Here is a 17,331-nt window from a genome sequence, read left to right on the forward strand (position 1 = left end):
TTCACTTAAAAAAAACGTAGAACAACCAAGCAGTTCAAAAGGTAAAAAAAGCGTCAAAAAAATAATTATCAAATTATCAAATTGACACATTTTCTAATTCCTAAAATTGCCACATTATCTAATTAAAAAATGAATCAAGATTATATAAAACCAGACAATTGGTCCATAATAGAAGAAGGATTTGATGTCGAAAGAGTAAAATCGTCTGAAAGTCTTTTTAGTATCGGAAACGGTGCTATGGGGCAGCGTGCGAATTTTGAAGAAGCATATTCTGGCGAAACATTCCAGGGAAGTTATATCGCAGGGATTTATTATCCAGATAAAACAAAAGTGGGCTGGTGGAAAAACGGTTATCCGAAATATTTCGCCAAAGTACTAAATGCACCAAACTGGATTGGAATTGATATTGAAATCAACGAGGAAAACCTTGATTTACACAATTGTACCGAAGTTCAAAATTTCCGCAGAGAATTGAATATGAAAGAAGGATGGTACAATCGTTCTTTTGAAGCTGTTCTTAAAAACGGAACTGAGATTGCGGTAAATATTCGTCGTTTTCTTTCCTTAGATTTAGACGAAGCTGGAGTGATCAAATACGATATTACACCTTTAAATAAAGACGCAAAAATCGTTTACAAACCGTATATCGACGCTGGTGTAACCAATGAAGATGCCAACTGGGAAGAAAAATTCTGGGAACCTTTGGAAGTTAAAAAAGGTACAAATGAAGCTTTTGTAACGGCTCAAACTTTCAAAACGCATTTTAAAGTAACGACCTTTATGCACAATACGATTTTGGCAAATGGAGAAAACATCAATGTTTCGCCGTCAACAATCGATTCGACTGTAGATAAAGTTCAGTACACTTACGGTACTATTATCGCAAAAGGACAAACCTCAACCATTCAAAAAATTGGAGGTTATACCGTTTCTTTAAACCACGAAAACACTTTGGCTGGAGCCGAAAAAGTAATCAAATCTGCGGTTGCCTTAGGATATGATACTTTGCTTCAAAATCAAATTGAGGCTTGGGCAAAAGTTTGGGAAATGTCAGATATTACTATTGAAGGCGATGTAAAAGCGCAACAAGGAATTCGTTTTAATATTTTCCAATTAAACCAAACGTATTCAGGAAAAGATTCTCGTTTAAATATTGGTCCAAAAGGATTTACAGGAGAAAAATACGGCGGATCTACTTATTGGGACACTGAGGCTTATTGTATTCCGTTTTACATGGCGACAAAAGACCAACAAGTTGCGCGTAATTTATTGACATATCGTTACAATCAATTAGACAAAGCGATTGAAAACGCTAAAGATAATTTAGGTTTCAAAAACGGTGCAGCGTTGTATCCAATGGTAACCATGAATGGCGAAGAATGTCACAACGAATGGGAAATCACACACGAAGAAATTCACAGAAATGGAGCGATTGCTTTTGCGATTTACAATTATAACCGTTACACGGGAGATTACTCATATATTCCAGAAAAAGGATTAGAAGTTTTAATTGGTATTGCGCGTTTTTGGCATCAGAGAGCTTCATTTTCTAAAGATAAAAATCAGTACGTAATTCTTGGTGTTACAGGACCAAACGAATACGAAAACAACATCAACAATAATTTCTACACCAACTATATTGCAAAATGGTGTATTGATTTTGCAGCTGAACAAATTGAAAAAGTAGCTTCAGAATATCCTGCAGACCACAAACGTGTTCTCGAAAAAGTAAATCTTTCTGCTGAAGAAATCAAAGAATGGAAGAAAGTGGCAGATGATATGTATTTCCCTATTTCTAAAGAGCTTGGAATCTACTTACAGCAAGACGGTTTCTTAGACAAAGATTTAGTTCCGGTAAAAGATTTAGATAAATCACAGCGCCCAATTAATCAAAAATGGTCTTGGGATCGCGTGTTACGTTCGCCTTACATCAAGCAGGCCGATGTTTTACAAGGTTTTTATTTCTTTGAAGATCATTTCTCTAAAGAAGAATTGAAACGCAATTTCGAATTTTACGAGTCATTTACGGTTCATGAAAGTTCTCTTTCGCCTTGCGTTCACTCGATTCAGGCTGCAGCTTTAGATAAAATGGACATGGCATATACATTTTATTTAAGAACTTCTCGTCTGGATTTAGATGATTATAATAAAGAAGTAGAAGAAGGTTGTCATATCACGTCAATGGCCGGTACATGGATGAGTATCGTGGAAGGCTTTGGAGGAATGCGTGTTAAAAATGACCAGCTTCATTTCTCACCAAAAATTCCAAAAGAATGGAAAGGTTACTCTTTTAAAATTAATTTCAGAAATCAAATTTTAAAAGTAGCTGTAAATCATAACGAAACAACATTTACTGTAGATGGCGATCAAGATTTAACAATTATCGTTAATGGAAAACCTGAAATTGCAAGTAAATTTGTACAAATAAATTAAATTACAATACACCTAAAAATCTAAAAACATGAAAAACTTATTTTTCGCAAGTTTAATTTTGTTTGCGTTTAGCACGGTTGCAAAAGCGCAGCAGTTAAAATCACCCGAAGGCAAGTTCGTAATGGAATTTTCTCTTCAAAACGACGGAACTCCAACGTACAACTTAAAATACAAAAACAAAGAAGTTGTAAAAACTAGTAAATTAGGTCTTGAATTAAAAGATGACAAAAAATCTTTGTTGAATGACTTTACAATTACTGATACAAAAACTTCGACTTTTGACGAAACTTGGAAACCGGTTTGGGGAGAAGTAGATCACATCAGAAATCATTATAATGAATTGGCTGTAACTTTAAACCAAAAAGGAACAGACAGACAAATCGTTATCCGTTTCCGTTTATTCGACGACGGTTTAGGATTTAGATATGAATTTCCAGCGCAAAAGAATCTTACTTATTTTGTAATTAAAGAAGAAAGATCTCAATTTGCAATGACTGGAGATCATACTGCTTTCTGGATTCCAGGAGATTATGATACTCAGGAATACGATTACACAAAATCGAAATTATCTGAAATTCGAGGATTATCTGAAAAAGCGTATACAGCAAACGTTTCACAAAAATCTTTTTCACCAACAGGAGTTCAGACTTCTTTGATGTTAAAAACAAACGACGGAATCTATATCAACTTACATGAAGCGGCTTTGATTGACTATTCTTGTATGCATTTGAATTTAGACGATAAAAACTTAGTATTCGAATCTTGGTTAACGCCAGATGCAAAAGGAGATAAAGGTCACATGCAGGCACCAAATCATTCACCTTGGAGAACGATTATCGTGAGCGATGATGCTAGAGAAATCTTAGCTTCAAAAATGACTTACAACTTAAACGATCCATCAAAAATTGACAATACTTCTTGGATTAAACCAGTAAAATACGTTGGTGTTTGGTGGGAAATGATTACAGGAAAAAGCTCTTGGTCATATACTAATGACTACCCAACAGTTCAATTGGGAGTTACTGATTTCGCGAAAGCAAAACCAAACGGAACGCACGGAGCAAACAATGCTAATGTGAAAAAATACATTGATTTTGCTGCACAACACGCTTTCGACGCTGTTTTGGTTGAAGGCTGGAACGAAGGCTGGGAAGACTGGTTTGGACATTCTAAAGATTATGTTTTTGATTTCTTGACTCCATATCCAGATTTCGATGTAAAAGGTCTACATGAATATGCGAAATCTAAAGGTGTAAAAATCATCATGCACCACGAAACTTCAGGTTCTGTTCGTAACTACGAGCGACACATGGATGCTGCTTACAAATTCATGAATGATAATGGATATGATGCTGTAAAAAGCGGTTACGTAGGTGATATTTTGCCAAGAGGCGAAAACCACTACAGCCAATGGATTGTAAATCACTATCAATATGCAATCGAAAAAGCAGCTGATTATAAAATTATGGTAAACGCTCACGAAGCCGTTCGACCAACAGGAATTGCAAGAACGTATCCTAACTTAATTGGAAACGAAGCTGCAAGAGGAACAGAATACCAAGCTTTTGGAGGTTCTAAACCAAATCACGTAACGGTATTGCCATTTACACGTTTAATTGGTGGTCCAATGGATTACACTCCTGGAATCTTCGAAATGGATATCAGCAAAATGAATCCTGAGAACAAATCGCATGTAAACAGTACAATTGCAAACCAATTGGCATTATACGTTACTATGTACAGCCCGTTGCAAATGGCTGCTGATACTCCAGAAAACTACAACCGTTTTCCAGATGCATTTCAATTCATTAAAGATGTAGCTGTAGACTGGTCTGAAAGTAAATATATTGAAGCTGAGCCAGGAGATTTTATCACAGTTGCTCGTAAAGCAAAAGGAACAAATAACTGGTTCATTGGAAACGTAAACGGAGAAACGCCACGTACTTCAAACATCGATTTCAGTTTCCTTGAAAAAGGTAAAAAATATACTGCAACCATTTATGCTGATGCAAAAGATGCGCATTACAAAACGAATCCGCAAGCTTACACAATCAAGAAAATTGCTGTAACTAATAAATCAAAATTATCTCAGTTTTCTGCTCCTGGAGGAGGATATGCGATAAGCATTATTGAAAACAAATAATTTAAATTAACCATATAAGAAATGTAAGTCCATTTAAATAGAAATCTCCCCCAGTTTTTGTCTTAAATGTTCTTACATTTCTTATATGGTTTAAATTCTACTTCACTATGAAAAACCAAAAAACATCACTTATCTATAAATTAGTCTTATTGGTTTTGCTGTTTTCCGCTTCCGCGAAAGCACAAATCCAAAAAGTAGAACCGCCTTTCTGGTACGCTGGAATGAAAAATTCAGAACTGCAGATTATGTTCTACGGAAAAAATATTGCACAATATGAAGCTTCGGTTTCGAATAATGTTGTGATTAAAAATGTAGAAAAAACAGAAAATCCAAACTATCTTTTCGTAACAATTGATACAAAAGACGTAAAAGCTTCTGAATTGGTTTTCTCTTTCAAAAACAATAATAAAATTGCCTTTAAACAAAAATATGCTCTAAAAGAAAGAAGAGCAAATTCGGCAGACAGAAAAAGTTACGACGCCTCTGATTTGATTTACTTAATCATGCCGGATCGTTTTGCTAATGGAAATCCTAAAAATGACAGCGACGCTTCTTTAACTGAAAAAGGAAATCGTCAAGATCCAAGCGGACGCCACGGCGGTGATATCGAAGGGATTATCAAAAACCTAGATTATATTTCGTCTCTTGGCGCGACAACAATTTGGAGCACACCTTTATGCGAAGACAACGACAAACAGCATTCCTATCATACGTATGGACAATCGGATGTTTACAAAATAGATCCGCGTTACGGAACAAACGATGATTATGCTCGTTTGTCTTCAGAAATGAACAAAAAGAACATGAAACTGGTTATGGATTATGTAACAAATCACTGGGGAATTACGCACTGGATGATGAAAGATATTCCAACTAAAACTTGGTTCAATCAATTCGAAACTTTCACACAAACGCATCACCGTCGTGAAGTAATTACAGATATTCATGCTTCAAAAATAGATCAGGAAGTTTGTGTTGATGGTTGGTTTGTGCCTTCAATGCCAGACTTGAATCTTAGAAATCCTCTTGTTGCAAAATACTTAACTCAAAATGCTATTTGGTGGATTGAATTTGCAAATCTTGACGGATTCCGTGTAGATACTTATAACTATTCAGATAAAACGGCAATGGCCGAATGGGCAAAATCAATCACAAACGAATATCCTAATTTTAATATTGTAGGTGAAATCTGGATGCACAATCAGGCGAATTTAGCTTTTTGGCAAAAAGACAGTAAAATTGGTGCTATTGAAAACTACAATTCGAATCTTCCAAGTGTAATGGATTTTACGCTTCAAAGTCAGATTACTTCTGCTTTTAGTGAAGATGAACCAAATTGGGATAGCGGATTGATTAAATTCTACAACAATTTTGCAATGGATTTTTTATATCCAAATACCAATAATATCTTAGTTTTTGCTGAAAATCATGACACGGATCGTATGAATGAAAAATTCAAATATGATTTACCAAAATACAAACTGGCAATGACTTTATTGGCAACAGTTCGTGGAATTCCGCAAATCTATTACGGTTCAGAAATTGGAATGGGTGGTGATAAGGGAAAAGGCGGAGATGCCGATATTCGTCAGGACTTCCCTGGCGGATGGGCTGGGGACAAAAACAATGCTTTCACCAAAGAAGGAAGAACTCCAGAACAAGCGGCTTACTTTGATTTCAGTGCAAAATTATTCAACTGGAGAAAAACAAACGAAGCGGTTCATTTCGGAAAAATGAAGCATTATATTCCAGAAAACAACACTTATGTATATTTCAGATATACTGATAATAAAACCGTTATGGTAGTTTTCAATAACAATGCAAAAGAGCAGGTTGTAAAAACAAACCGCTTTAAAGAAAGCATCAAAAACTTTAAATCTGGAAAAGATGTTATTTCAGGAAAAACATTCGATTTAGCTTCTGAAATTACTTTAGAACCAAAATCAGCTTTGGTTTTAGAATTGGAATAGACCTAACCGCAAAGTTCGCAAGGACAAGCGCAAAGTTCGCAATATTTTTTGCCACAGTATATATCGTAGAGGCGCACTGCATTGCGTCTACGCAAAGTTTTTCCGCCACGAATTCACGAATTTTTATTCTCACAGATTTTAAAAAATAATTCGTGAATTCGTGGCTATTTTTTTCAACACAATCCATCCTAAAATATTCTAAAATAATGAAAAAATACACTTTCCTTTTTTTATCTTTAGTATACTTAACAATGAGTTGTTCTGGCTCAAAATCAGTTTCAATGAATAAAGACAATACTTCGAAAACACCTTTCGTTTGGGAAGGGGCAAATGTTTATTTTTTACTTACAGATCGTTTTTACAATGGAGATACTTCCAACGACGTCAATTTCAATCGAACTAAAACCCCTGGAAAACTTCGCGGATTTGAAGGCGGAGATATCATAGGAATTACCAAAAAAATAGAATCGGGATATTTTGAAAAATTAGGAATCAATGCCATTTGGCTTACGCCGATTGTCGAGCAGATTCACGATGGCGTTGACGAAGGAACTGGATTGAGTTATGGTTTTCATGGCTATTGGGCAAAAGATTGGACGGCTCTCGATCCGAACTTTGGAACAAAAGAAGATTTAGCCAATCTTGTAAAAAAAGCACACGAAAAAGGAATCAGGATAGTTTTAGACGGCGTAATTAATCATACTGGCCCTGTAACTCCCGAAGATCCCGTTTGGCCTTCAGATTGGGTTAGAACTGGCGTTGTCTGCGATTATAAATCTTTTGAAAATACTACAATGTGTACTTTGGTTGAAAATCTGCCAGATGTTAGAACTGAAAGTGTACAAGAAGTCGAACTCCCTCCTTTTTTAATAGAAAAATGGAAAAAAGAAGGCCGTTACGAAAAAGAAATTGCTTCATTAGATGAATTCTTCAAAAGAACAGGATATCCAAGAACACCAAAATATTACATTATAAAATGGCTAACCGATTATATTCTTGAATTTGGAATTGACGGCTACCGCGCTGATACAGTAAAACACACCGAAGAAGGAGTTTGGGCCGATTTCAAAAAAGAATGCGATTATGCATTTGAGACTTGGAAAAAACACCATCCTTTACAGGTTTTAGATCAGAATCCGTTTTACACAATTGCCGAAGTTTACGGTTATGGAATAAGCGGTGGGCAGGATTATGATTTTGGAGACCGAAAAGTCAATTATTTCCAGAATGGTTTCAACAGCATGATCAACTTTGAATTTAAATGGAATGCAACTCAAAACGATTACGAAGGTTTATTTTCTAAATATTCAAACGCTTTGAACAATGATTTAAAAGGATATTCAGTTCTCAATTATATGTCTTCTCATGACGACGGACAACCTTTTGATGCCAACAGAACAAAAAGCATCGAAACAGCCAACAAACTATTGCTTTCGCCTGGAATGTCTCAGGTTTATTATGGAGATGAATCGGCTAGATCATTGGTAGTTGAAGGAACTCAAGGTGATGCTACATTACGTTCTAATATGAATTGGGAGGATATTCAGAACAATCCTGAAACGCAAAAAACACTTTTACACTGGCAGAAATTAGGTCAGTTTAGACGAAATCATCCTGCGGTTGGAGCTGGTGTTCACCAACTGATTAATCCATATCCTTATACTTTTTCCAGAACATTTACAAAAGGCTCTTTTACAGATAAAGTAGTTATGGGAGTAGATTTACCAAAAGGCAGAAAAGAGCTTCCCGTTGGCGATGTCTTCCCAAACGGAACTAAATTAAAAGATGCTTATTCAAATCAAGAAGTCGAAGTAATTGATGGAAAAGTAATTATAGACAATGATTTTGATATTGTTTTATTAGAAGAGCTTTAAAAGTTTAACCGCAAAGGTCGCAAGGGAAAATCGCAAGGTTCGCAAAGTTTTTTAGCCACAGATTATTAGGATTAAAAGGATTTTTAAAAATCTGAGGTAATCTGTGTAATCTGTGGCTAACTTTTTTTATAATCCTTGTGACCTTTGCGTAAAACTTTGCGACCTTTGCGGTTAAACACACAACAGATGCTCAAGATTGCACATCGAGGCGCCAAGGCCTACGAACCTGAAAATACTTTACAAGCTTTTCAAAAAGCCCTAGACTTAAACTCAGACGGAATTGAACTTGATGTACATGTAAGCTCTGACGGACATATTATCGTAATTCACGACGAAACCATAGACAGAACCGCCAATGGAAAAGGTCTTGTAAATGATTTTACTTTAGCTGAACTGAAATCATTTTTAATTGATGGAAAATATCAAATCCCAACTTTAAATGAAGTTTTTGATTTGGTGGACAAAAAATGTTTCATCAATATCGAATTAAAAGGTTTAGGAACTGCGACTAAAGTTGTTGCTTTAATTGAAGAATATATTTCAGTAAAAAACTGGAATTACAATCATTTCATCATTTCAAGTTTTGAATGGAATATGTTGGAGGAAACATCAAACTTAAATCCAAACATCCCAATTGGTGTTTTAACAGAAGAAGATATTGACATTGCTTTGGCTTTCGCCGAAAAAATAAAAGCAAAAGCTATTCATCCTGATTTTCAGTTATTGAATAAAGAGAACGTACATCAAATGCAAGAAAAAGGATTCTTAGTTTTACCATGGACAGTAAACACAAAAGAAGACATTCAAAAAGTAAAAAGTTACAACGTAAACGGAATTATCTCTGATAATCCAGACAAAATATAAAATTTAAAATAGCCATGAATTCACGAATTTATCATCAAAGATTATCAAAAATAATTCGTGAATTCGTGGCTAACAAAAAAACATGATCAAAAATTTCGACATAATCATCGTTGGCGGAGGCGCTGCAGGTTTTTTTACCGCAATTAATATTGCCGAGAAAAATCCGAAACTAAAAATTGCCATTTTAGAAAGAGGAAAAGAAGTCCTTTCTAAAGTCCGCGTTTCCGGAGGCGGACGCTGCAACGTTACACACGCTTGTTTCGAACCCAACGAATTAGTAAAATTTTATCCCCGAGGCGAAAAAGAACTTCGCGGGCCTTTTCATCAATTTTGTTCGGGAGATACTATTGAATGGTTTGAAAAACACGGTGTAGAATTAAAAATTGAAGAAGACGGAAGAATGTTTCCAGTTTCTAATTCATCCCAAACTATTATTGACTGTTTCCTTAAAGCAACAGAAAAACTAGGCATAAAAGTATTGACAGGACAAAGTGTTCAATCTATTTTCAAAAAAGAAAATCATTGGAAAATAGATACGCAAAGCGACAATTATGCTGCCGAAAAATTAGTTATGGCAACGGGAAGCAACCCTAAAATTTGGGAAATGCTTCAGGAACACGGACACGCTGTTGTTAGTCCAGTTCCTTCCCTATTTACTTTCAATATCAAAGATTCTCGAATTAAGGAATTGCCAGGCGTTGCAGCGCAAGTTACCATTAATGTAAAAGATACCAAACTCGAATCGACAGGACCTTTGTTAATCACACATTGGGGAATGAGCGGACCCGCAATCCTGAAACTTTCGGCTTGGGGCGCTCGTATTTTACATGATAAAAATTATCAATTTACCATTTTCGTTAATTGGCTAAATGATGTTGATTTTGAAGATGCCGAAAAAATCTTGAAAGATTTAAAACAAGAACACGCTAAAAAAGCGGTGTCTAAAAAATCACCTTTTGACTTCCCAAACCGTTTATGGGAAAGTTTGGTTCTCGCTTCGGGAATTGATTCTGAAACGAAATGGGCAGATTTGTCTAAAAATCAATTGCAAAACATAGCTTCACAGTTAACAAAATCTGAATTTAAAGTCAACGGAAAAAGTACTTTTAAAGAAGAATTTGTAACGGCTGGCGGAATCGATTTAAAAGAAATCAACTTTAAAACCATGGAAAGTAAAATTCACGAAAATCTTTATTTTGCTGGCGAAATTGTAAACATCGACGCTATTACAGGCGGATTTAATTTTCAGAATGCCTGGACAAGCGGGTTTATTCTGGCTCAAAACATTTAATACAAAATGAAATTTAAAGGAATTATTTTCGATTTAGACGGCACATTAGTCAATTCGTTAGAAGACATCTCAGATGCGATGAACAAAGTACTTACTGCTTTAAATTATCCTACACATACTTACGACACATATCAATATTTTATTGGGAGCGGTTTACGAAATCTGGTAAGTAAAGCTTTACCTGCTACAAACAATTCTGATGATGAAATCGAAAGTTGTTTTGAATGTATGGTCGATGAATACACTAAAATCTGTACGCTCAAAACAAAACCTTATGAGGGTATTGTAGAATTGCTAGAAAATCTGACTTCGCAAAACATCAAAATGGCTGTTTTCTCCAACAAAGCCGATGAGTTAACCAAGAAAATAGCTTATGAATTATTTCCAAAACAATTTGACACAGCTATTGGTTTAAGCACAGAAGCGCTTAAGAAACCGAATCCGTTTGAAGCGATTGAAATCAGTAAAAAATGGAATTTAAAACCCGAAGAAATTCTTTTTGTCGGAGATTCTGATATTGACATGAAAACGGCTATAAATGCTAATATGTTTCCTGTGGGCGTAACTTGGGGCTACAGAACAGCAGATGAATTGAAATCTAGTGGCGCAAAAACGGTTATTAATAATGCTTCAGAATTAATCGGAATATTGTAAATCGTGAATGCTGAATTACAAAAACAAATACTATCAATCGCTTCGTTTTCTGAAAAAGAAATTGAAAAGATAGATTCTTGTTTTGAATATGAAAAGTTTACAGCTAAAGATTCTCTTTCTTCAATGGGAAAAATCAGCAATAAAATCTTTTTTGTTGTTGAAGGTCTGGCGCGGGTTTATTATTTAAAAGACGGAAAAGAAATTACGACTTATTTAAGTTGTGATGAGGGTTTTATTGCTTCATATTCTAGTTTTATAAATCAATCCGTTTCTTTTGAAAATATTCAGTGTATTGAAGATTGCGAAGTTCTTTCGATTACTTTCGAAAAAATGCAGTTTCTGTATAACGAAATTCCGAATTGGGAACGTGTCGGGAGAATTTTAGCCGAGCAAAATTACCTTTGTATGGCGGATCGTGTTTTAAAACTGCAAATGATTCCGGCAAAAGAAAAGTACCAGACTTTTTTATCTTCGGCTCCAGCCAAAATAATTCAGCGAACGCCTTTAATTTATATCGCTTCTTTTCTCGGAATTACTCCTGAATCGTTGAGCAGAATCCGTCAGGACATTTCTTAACATTTATCAAGTGGATTAAGAATCTGAATTCGAATCTTTGTCAAAATAAAATTTGAAAAAGATGAAGAATATTGCCAAAGACGTTTACCAGATTCCTTTATTTCCGCGCAACGGTATTAATTGTTATGTAATTGAAGATGTTTTAATCGATGCCGGAATTCGAACTTCTGCCAGTAAAATAGTAACAGCAATTAAAGATAAATCTATTACCAAACACGCCTTGACACACGCTCACGCCGATCATCAGGGAAGCAGTAGAATACTCTGCGAAACTTTGAATATCCCCCTTTTATGCAGTGAACCTGAAAAAGCATTTGCTGAAAACGGAAATGTAATTACAGAATACCCAAATCCGAATCATATCATTTCTAAATTTCAGAAAAACTTTTGGGCAGGAAAAGGATATCTCGTTTCTGAAACTTTAAAAGAAGGAGATCAGATTGGCGGATTCACGGTAATTGAAACTCCTGGACATTCCAGCGGACATATCTCTTTTTTCAGAGAAAAAGATGGCGTTTTAATTGTAGGCGATGTGATGACTAATATGAATCTTCTCACTACAAAAGTCGGTTTGCATGAACCTCCCCATTTATTTACCGCTAATAAAGAAACCAATAGAAAATCGATTCTCAAATTGGCATCATTACAACCTAAAATATTGTGTTTTGGTCACGGACCAGTTTTATTTAATAATGGAGAACTGGGAAAATTTGTTCAAAACATGCGATAATTTTATTAACAAGAATTTACACATTCCGTAAGTTTTCATTAAGACAATTCTAATGATTTTACTCTCAACTAATTAATCCTATATGAGAGTAAAATTACTTACTACAATTTCTATTTTCACTTATCAGCTCAGCGTTTCTCAAACGGAAAAAGTATTAAACGGAAAAGTTTTTTCGCAAAACATTCCGCTTAATAAAGTAGAGGTGATTAACAAAACAGCTCGAATTAGTACCAGAACAAATGAGCTAGGCGAGTTTTCAATTTTAGTCCGTCCACAAGACAGCCTTCTTTTTTACTCCAAAGACTATTTCTTTAAAAGATTTAAAATTTCTCAGGAAAACATAGATCAAAATAACCTTGTTGTCAATATGATTTTGAAACCGGAAGAACTCGATGAAGTCTTAATTACAACTATAAAATTTCCTCATGTTGGTCCTACTCAAGAAGTTTCAGATTCGATTGCATTAATGAGAGCCTCGAGCGATTTACGAAAATATACTGGCGTTTATGACGGTACTATTGCAAACGGAATGAATTTTGGCGCTATGGGAGCAGGTCTTTTAAGTTTATTTAAAAAAGAAGATAGTGGCAACAAAAAACCTAAAAAGAAAACTCCTGAATTGGATTTCAAAACATTCGCCGAAGCAACTTGTCCTTTAGATTTTTTTACAAAAGATCTAAAATTAAATCCTGATGAAAAAGCTCTTTTCCTAGACTTTTGTACAGCCGATCCGCAATCTGAAATTATTCTAAAACAGAAAAATTTACTTTATATAATGGATTTTTTATATGTTAAAAATGAAGAGTTTAAGAAGTTGAAATAGCTTAACTTGAAACAGAGAAAAACCTGAAACTTGAAACTAAATTTTACTTATTCAGCCACCAAATACTAGCATTCAAAACTGTAGCAAATCCAACCCAAGCTAAATAAGGAATCAATAAATAACCTGAAGTTTTATTGATTTTGACGAATTTCAAATACGTTTCATAAATCATCAGCCATAAAAGCACGATTTCGACTAAAGCCAACATCGGGTTTTTTAATCCGAAAAATAAATAAGACCAAATAGCATTTAAAATCAATTGAATGATGAAGAAAAGCAGTGCTTTTTTAACTTCCTCAGTATGTTCTTTTATTCGGTCCCAAACCAACGCTGCTGCAATTGCCATAAATATGTAAAGAACTGTCCAAACTGGCATAAAAATCCAATTCGGCGGATTAAAAACGGGTTTTTCCAACGTTACATACCAAGTCTCAATACTTGGCCTTGTTACTAAACTAGCAGAATATCCAACCGTTAAACAAATTACTAAAGCTATAGCGATTTTTACAAACTTATTCATGACATCAAATTTTGAATTCAAAAATAGGCAAAAGAAAATTTTAAACCATATAAGTAATGTAAGTTCATTTTACGAAAGTCTGCTTACATTTTCTTATATTCCTTATATGCTAAAAAAATTTAAAAACTATCTTTGCCAAAATTTTATAATTCATGTTAACAGCAGCCGATTTTATACCAAATTCATATACTTCAGCAATCGAAAACGGAAACTTTGAATGGAGCGCTCCAAGCAACATTGCCTTAGTGAAATACTGGGGAAAAAAAGACAACCAGATTCCAGCAAATCCTTCTGTTAGTTTTACTCTAAATAACTGTAAAACAATTACAAAATTAGGTTTTGAAAAAAGAGACACTTCGAGTTTACTCAACGTGACAAATGGTTTTTCTTTTGATTTACTTTTTGAAGGAAAACCAAAAGAAGATTTCAAACCAAAAATTCAGAAGTTTTTAGAAAGAGTTGAAGTTTATCTGCCGTTTTTGAAAGAATATCATTTTACAATTGACACTCAAAATACTTTCCCTCATAGTTCAGGAATTGCTTCTTCGGCTTCTGGAATGGCGGCTTTGGCAATGAATTTTATGAGTTTGGAGAGAAAATTGAATCCAGAAATGACCGATGAGTATTTCTATCAAAAAGCTTCATTTCTAGCGCGATTAGGTTCTGGAAGCGCTTGCAGAAGTGTGAAAGGGAATGTTGTCGTTTGGGGAAATCAGGAAAATATTGAAGGAAGCACCGATTTGTTTGGAGTAGAATTTCCATATACAATTCACGAAAACTTCAAGAATTATCAAGATACTATTTTATTGGTTGACAAAGGCGAAAAACAGGTTTCGAGTACAGTTGGGCACGATTTAATGCACAACCATCCGTATGCTGAAAGACGTTTTGCTCAGGCACATGAAAATCTGGATAAATTAATTTCCATTTTTGAAAACGGAGATTTAAACGAGTTTATAAAAGTTGTAGAAAGTGAAGCATTGACACTACACGCTATGATGATGACCTCTATGCCGTACTTTATTTTGATGAAACCAAACACACTGCAAATCATAAATGCGATCTGGAAATTTAGAAATGAAACCCAGATTCCAGTATGTTTTACGCTAGATGCTGGAGCAAATGTGCACGTACTTTATCCCGAAAACGTTAGCGAAAAAGTACTTCAATTTATTCAGGACGAATTAGTTGTATTTTGTCAGAATAGTCAATACATTTGCGACAAAATTGGAAGTGGCGCGATTGCATTATAATTTTGCGTATCTTTAGTTAAATTTTTGATTATTGACATTCAATTAGAAAAACGCGAAGCGATGGAGATGTTGAAAAAAACTGATGATCCTTCAATCATTATGGCAGTTGCAAAATTGCTTAGAAAAAACAAAAAAGATTGGTGGGACGATTTGACCGATCAACAAAAAGAGGATATAGCTCAAAGTGAATTAGAATTTGAAAGAGGAGAATTTACGAGCTATGAGGATGTGATGAAAAAATACAGATAGTAGATCTTAAAGTAAGTTTTTCAAAAACAGCGGAGAAAAATTTAGATTCAGTTTTAAAGTTCATTGAAGCAAGATGGTCAGAAAAATCAAAAAAGATTTTTATTGTCAAATTTGAAAAAGCAATTTCAATAATGGTGGTGAATCCAGAAATTTTTCCAAAATCAACTGTGAATAAAAAATATCGAAAATGTGTTATAACAAAGCAATCGAGCCTATTATATAGTTTTAGTGCAAACGAAATCAGGATTCACAACATTTTCGACACTAGACAAAACCCAAATAAAATAAAGAAAGACATAAAATAAATCATGAAAGGACCACTATTTTACTCAAAAATATTACTCTTTGGAGAGTACGGAATTATCCGCGACTCTAAAGGACTTTCTATTCCTTATAATTTTTACAACGGCGCTTTAAAAAAATCTGAAGAGCCTACAGAAGAAGCCATTTCATCAAACAAAAGCTTAAGAAGTTTTGCTTCTTATCTTGAAGTGCTACATACGCAACAGCCAGAATTGGTTACTTTTGATTTAGAAGCTTTAAAAAATGATGTTGAAACTGGAATGTATTTCGATTCTAGTATTCCGCAAGGATATGGCGTTGGAAGCAGCGGTGCGCTTGTTGCAGCTATTTACGATAAATATGCTACTAATAAAATCACTGTGTTGGAAAATCTGACTCGTGAAAAATTATTACACTTAAAAAATATATTTTCTCAAATGGAAAGCTTTTTCCACGGAAAAAGTTCTGGTTTAGATCCTTTAAATAGCTATTTGAGCATTCCAATCCTGATTAATTCGAAAGACAATATTGAAGCAACTGGTATTCCAACTCAAAGTTTTGACGGAAAAGGTGCTGTATTTTTGTTAGACTCAGGAATTGTTGGAGAAACTGCTCCAATGGTAAGTATTTTTATGGAAAACCTAAAAGATAAAGGTTTCCGTGCTATGCTTAAAAATCAGTTTGTGAAATATACAGATGCCTGCGTAGAAAACTTCCTGCATGGCGATATGACATCTTTGTTTACCAATACCAAAAAACTTTCTAAAGTTGTTTTAAATCACTTTAAACCAATGATTCCAGAACAATTTCACGGAATCTGGCAACACGGAATTGACTCTAACGATTATTACCTAAAACTTTGCGGTTCTGGAGGAGGCGGTTATATCCTTGGTTTTACCGAAGATTTAGAAAGAGCCAAAGCATCCTTAAAAGACTATAAATTAGAAGTAGTTTACCAGTTTTAAAGTTAAACCTCTAAAAATATTGTTGTGATGTATTGAATACCCTTTCCTAAAATTTAATCTTAAAAAATTATTGCCTATGAAAAGTATTTTAAAGATTATCAAAACAACTTTTTTAGGAGGAATTCTTTTTTTAGTGCCTTTAGTTATACTATTAATTGTTTTGGAAAAAGGATATGGTATTATACAAAAAACAACACTTCCGCTAGTAAGTGCTTTACCAAAAGTAAGCGTTTTAGGGCTTGCAATTCAAGAACTTGTTGGATTATTAATCATAATTCTAATCTGTCTAGTCGCTGGATTATTGGCAAGAACTGCAGCGGCAGAAAAATTGGTTCAGAAATTAGAAGAAGGAATTTTAAGTTTTGTTCCCGGTTATTCATTTATGAAAAGCATGAATGAAAATATATTAGGATTAGAATCTAAAGACGATTTAAAAGTAATATTAGTTCCTACTGATGCTGGTTTACAATTTGCTTTTTTAATAGAACAAATCAGTGATGAGAAATCTACAGTTTTTATACCAGATGCTCCAAACCCTTGGAGCGGGTCGGTGGTTTTTGTAGATAAAAAAGATATTACAGAAATCGATATTACGCAAAAACAAGCTTTGGCCTGCATTCGAAAATTAGGTTACGGATCTGAAGAATTGTTAAAAAACAAGCTCTAGTTTTCAGAATCAAAAAATATACTTTAACTTCCCTACA

16 protein-coding genes are annotated in these 17,331 nt (G+C 34.4%); 15 read left to right on the forward strand and 1 reads right to left on the reverse strand.

Going from position 1 to position 17,331, the window contains the following annotated elements:
* Nucleotides 1–129 precede the first annotated feature (129 nt).
* The 10 genes from NCC77_RS03245 (at nucleotide 130) to NCC77_RS03290 (ending at nucleotide 13,358) form a co-directional block, all read left to right on the forward strand.
* Nucleotides 130–2,433, forward strand: a complete 2,304-nt coding sequence (locus NCC77_RS03245) for a glycoside hydrolase family 65 protein (RefSeq protein ID WP_250834328.1) — start codon at nucleotides 130–132, stop codon at nucleotides 2,431–2,433.
* A 28-nt stretch (nucleotides 2,434–2,461) separates the two neighbouring features.
* On the forward strand, nucleotides 2,462–4,576 hold the full coding sequence (locus NCC77_RS03250) for a glycoside hydrolase family 97 protein (protein WP_250834329.1): 2,115 nt from the start codon (nucleotides 2,462–2,464) through the stop codon (nucleotides 4,574–4,576).
* Between the two features lie 107 nt (nucleotides 4,577–4,683).
* A complete protein-coding gene (locus NCC77_RS03255) occupies nucleotides 4,684–6,546 on the forward strand; it encodes a glycoside hydrolase family 13 protein (protein WP_250834330.1) in 1,863 nt (620 codons plus the stop codon).
* A gap of 206 nt (nucleotides 6,547–6,752) precedes the next feature.
* A complete protein-coding gene (locus tag NCC77_RS03260) occupies nucleotides 6,753–8,420 on the forward strand; it encodes an alpha-amylase family glycosyl hydrolase (RefSeq protein ID WP_250834331.1) in 1,668 nt (555 codons plus the stop codon).
* A 186-nt stretch (nucleotides 8,421–8,606) separates the two neighbouring features.
* On the forward strand, nucleotides 8,607–9,284 hold the full coding sequence (locus tag NCC77_RS03265) for a glycerophosphodiester phosphodiesterase (RefSeq protein WP_250834332.1): 678 nt from the start codon (nucleotides 8,607–8,609) through the stop codon (nucleotides 9,282–9,284).
* 82 nt (nucleotides 9,285–9,366) lie between these two features.
* On the forward strand, nucleotides 9,367–10,575 hold the full coding sequence (locus NCC77_RS03270) for a BaiN/RdsA family NAD(P)/FAD-dependent oxidoreductase (protein ID WP_250834333.1): 1,209 nt from the start codon (nucleotides 9,367–9,369) through the stop codon (nucleotides 10,573–10,575).
* 6 nt (nucleotides 10,576–10,581) lie between these two features.
* Entirely contained in the window at nucleotides 10,582–11,229 is a 648-nt protein-coding gene (locus NCC77_RS03275; protein ID WP_250834334.1) for an HAD family hydrolase, read from the forward strand.
* 3 nt (nucleotides 11,230–11,232) lie between these two features.
* Entirely contained in the window at nucleotides 11,233–11,805 is a 573-nt protein-coding gene (locus NCC77_RS03280) for a Crp/Fnr family transcriptional regulator (protein WP_250834335.1), read from the forward strand.
* A gap of 61 nt (nucleotides 11,806–11,866) precedes the next feature.
* Complete coding sequence (locus NCC77_RS03285; protein WP_250834336.1) at nucleotides 11,867–12,535, forward strand: MBL fold metallo-hydrolase; 669 nt, start codon at nucleotides 11,867–11,869, stop codon at nucleotides 12,533–12,535.
* 82 nt (nucleotides 12,536–12,617) lie between these two features.
* On the forward strand, nucleotides 12,618–13,358 hold the full coding sequence (locus NCC77_RS03290) for a hypothetical protein (RefSeq protein WP_250834337.1): 741 nt from the start codon (nucleotides 12,618–12,620) through the stop codon (nucleotides 13,356–13,358).
* A gap of 43 nt (nucleotides 13,359–13,401) precedes the next feature.
* On the opposite strand, the gene NCC77_RS03295 is transcribed toward NCC77_RS03290, so the two are convergent.
* On the reverse strand, nucleotides 13,402–13,878 hold the full coding sequence (locus tag NCC77_RS03295; RefSeq protein WP_250834338.1) for a TspO/MBR family protein: 477 nt from the start codon (nucleotides 13,876–13,878) through the stop codon (nucleotides 13,402–13,404).
* Between the two features lie 152 nt (nucleotides 13,879–14,030).
* On the opposite strand from NCC77_RS03295, the gene NCC77_RS03300 reads away from it, so the two are divergent.
* The 5 genes from NCC77_RS03300 (at nucleotide 14,031) to NCC77_RS03320 (ending at nucleotide 17,294) form a co-directional block, all read left to right on the forward strand.
* Nucleotides 14,031–15,131 (forward strand): diphosphomevalonate decarboxylase, encoded by a 1,101-nt coding sequence (locus NCC77_RS03300; RefSeq protein WP_250834339.1) that lies wholly within the window; start codon nucleotides 14,031–14,033, stop codon nucleotides 15,129–15,131.
* 24 nt (nucleotides 15,132–15,155) lie between these two features.
* Complete coding sequence (locus NCC77_RS03305; protein ID WP_250834340.1) at nucleotides 15,156–15,380, forward strand: hypothetical protein; 225 nt, start codon at nucleotides 15,156–15,158, stop codon at nucleotides 15,378–15,380.
* Nucleotides 15,377–15,685, forward strand: coding sequence for a type II toxin-antitoxin system RelE/ParE family toxin (locus NCC77_RS03310; RefSeq protein WP_284705084.1), 309 nt, complete (start codon nucleotides 15,377–15,379; stop codon nucleotides 15,683–15,685). The genes NCC77_RS03305 and NCC77_RS03310 overlap by 4 nt, the downstream gene beginning before the upstream one ends.
* Nucleotides 15,686–15,688: 3 nt before the next feature.
* The gene (locus tag NCC77_RS03315) at nucleotides 15,689–16,627 is read left to right on the forward strand and encodes a mevalonate kinase family protein (RefSeq protein WP_250834341.1); all 939 of its coding nucleotides are present in this window, start codon (nucleotides 15,689–15,691) and stop codon (nucleotides 16,625–16,627) included.
* Between the two features lie 76 nt (nucleotides 16,628–16,703).
* Entirely contained in the window at nucleotides 16,704–17,294 is a 591-nt protein-coding gene (locus NCC77_RS03320) for a DUF502 domain-containing protein (protein WP_250834342.1), read from the forward strand.
* Nucleotides 17,295–17,331 lie beyond the last annotated feature (37 nt).

Origin of the sequence: Flavobacterium tyrosinilyticum (assembly GCF_023656565.1) — a bacterium.
Lineage (GTDB): Bacteria > Bacteroidota > Bacteroidia > Flavobacteriales > Flavobacteriaceae > Flavobacterium > Flavobacterium tyrosinilyticum.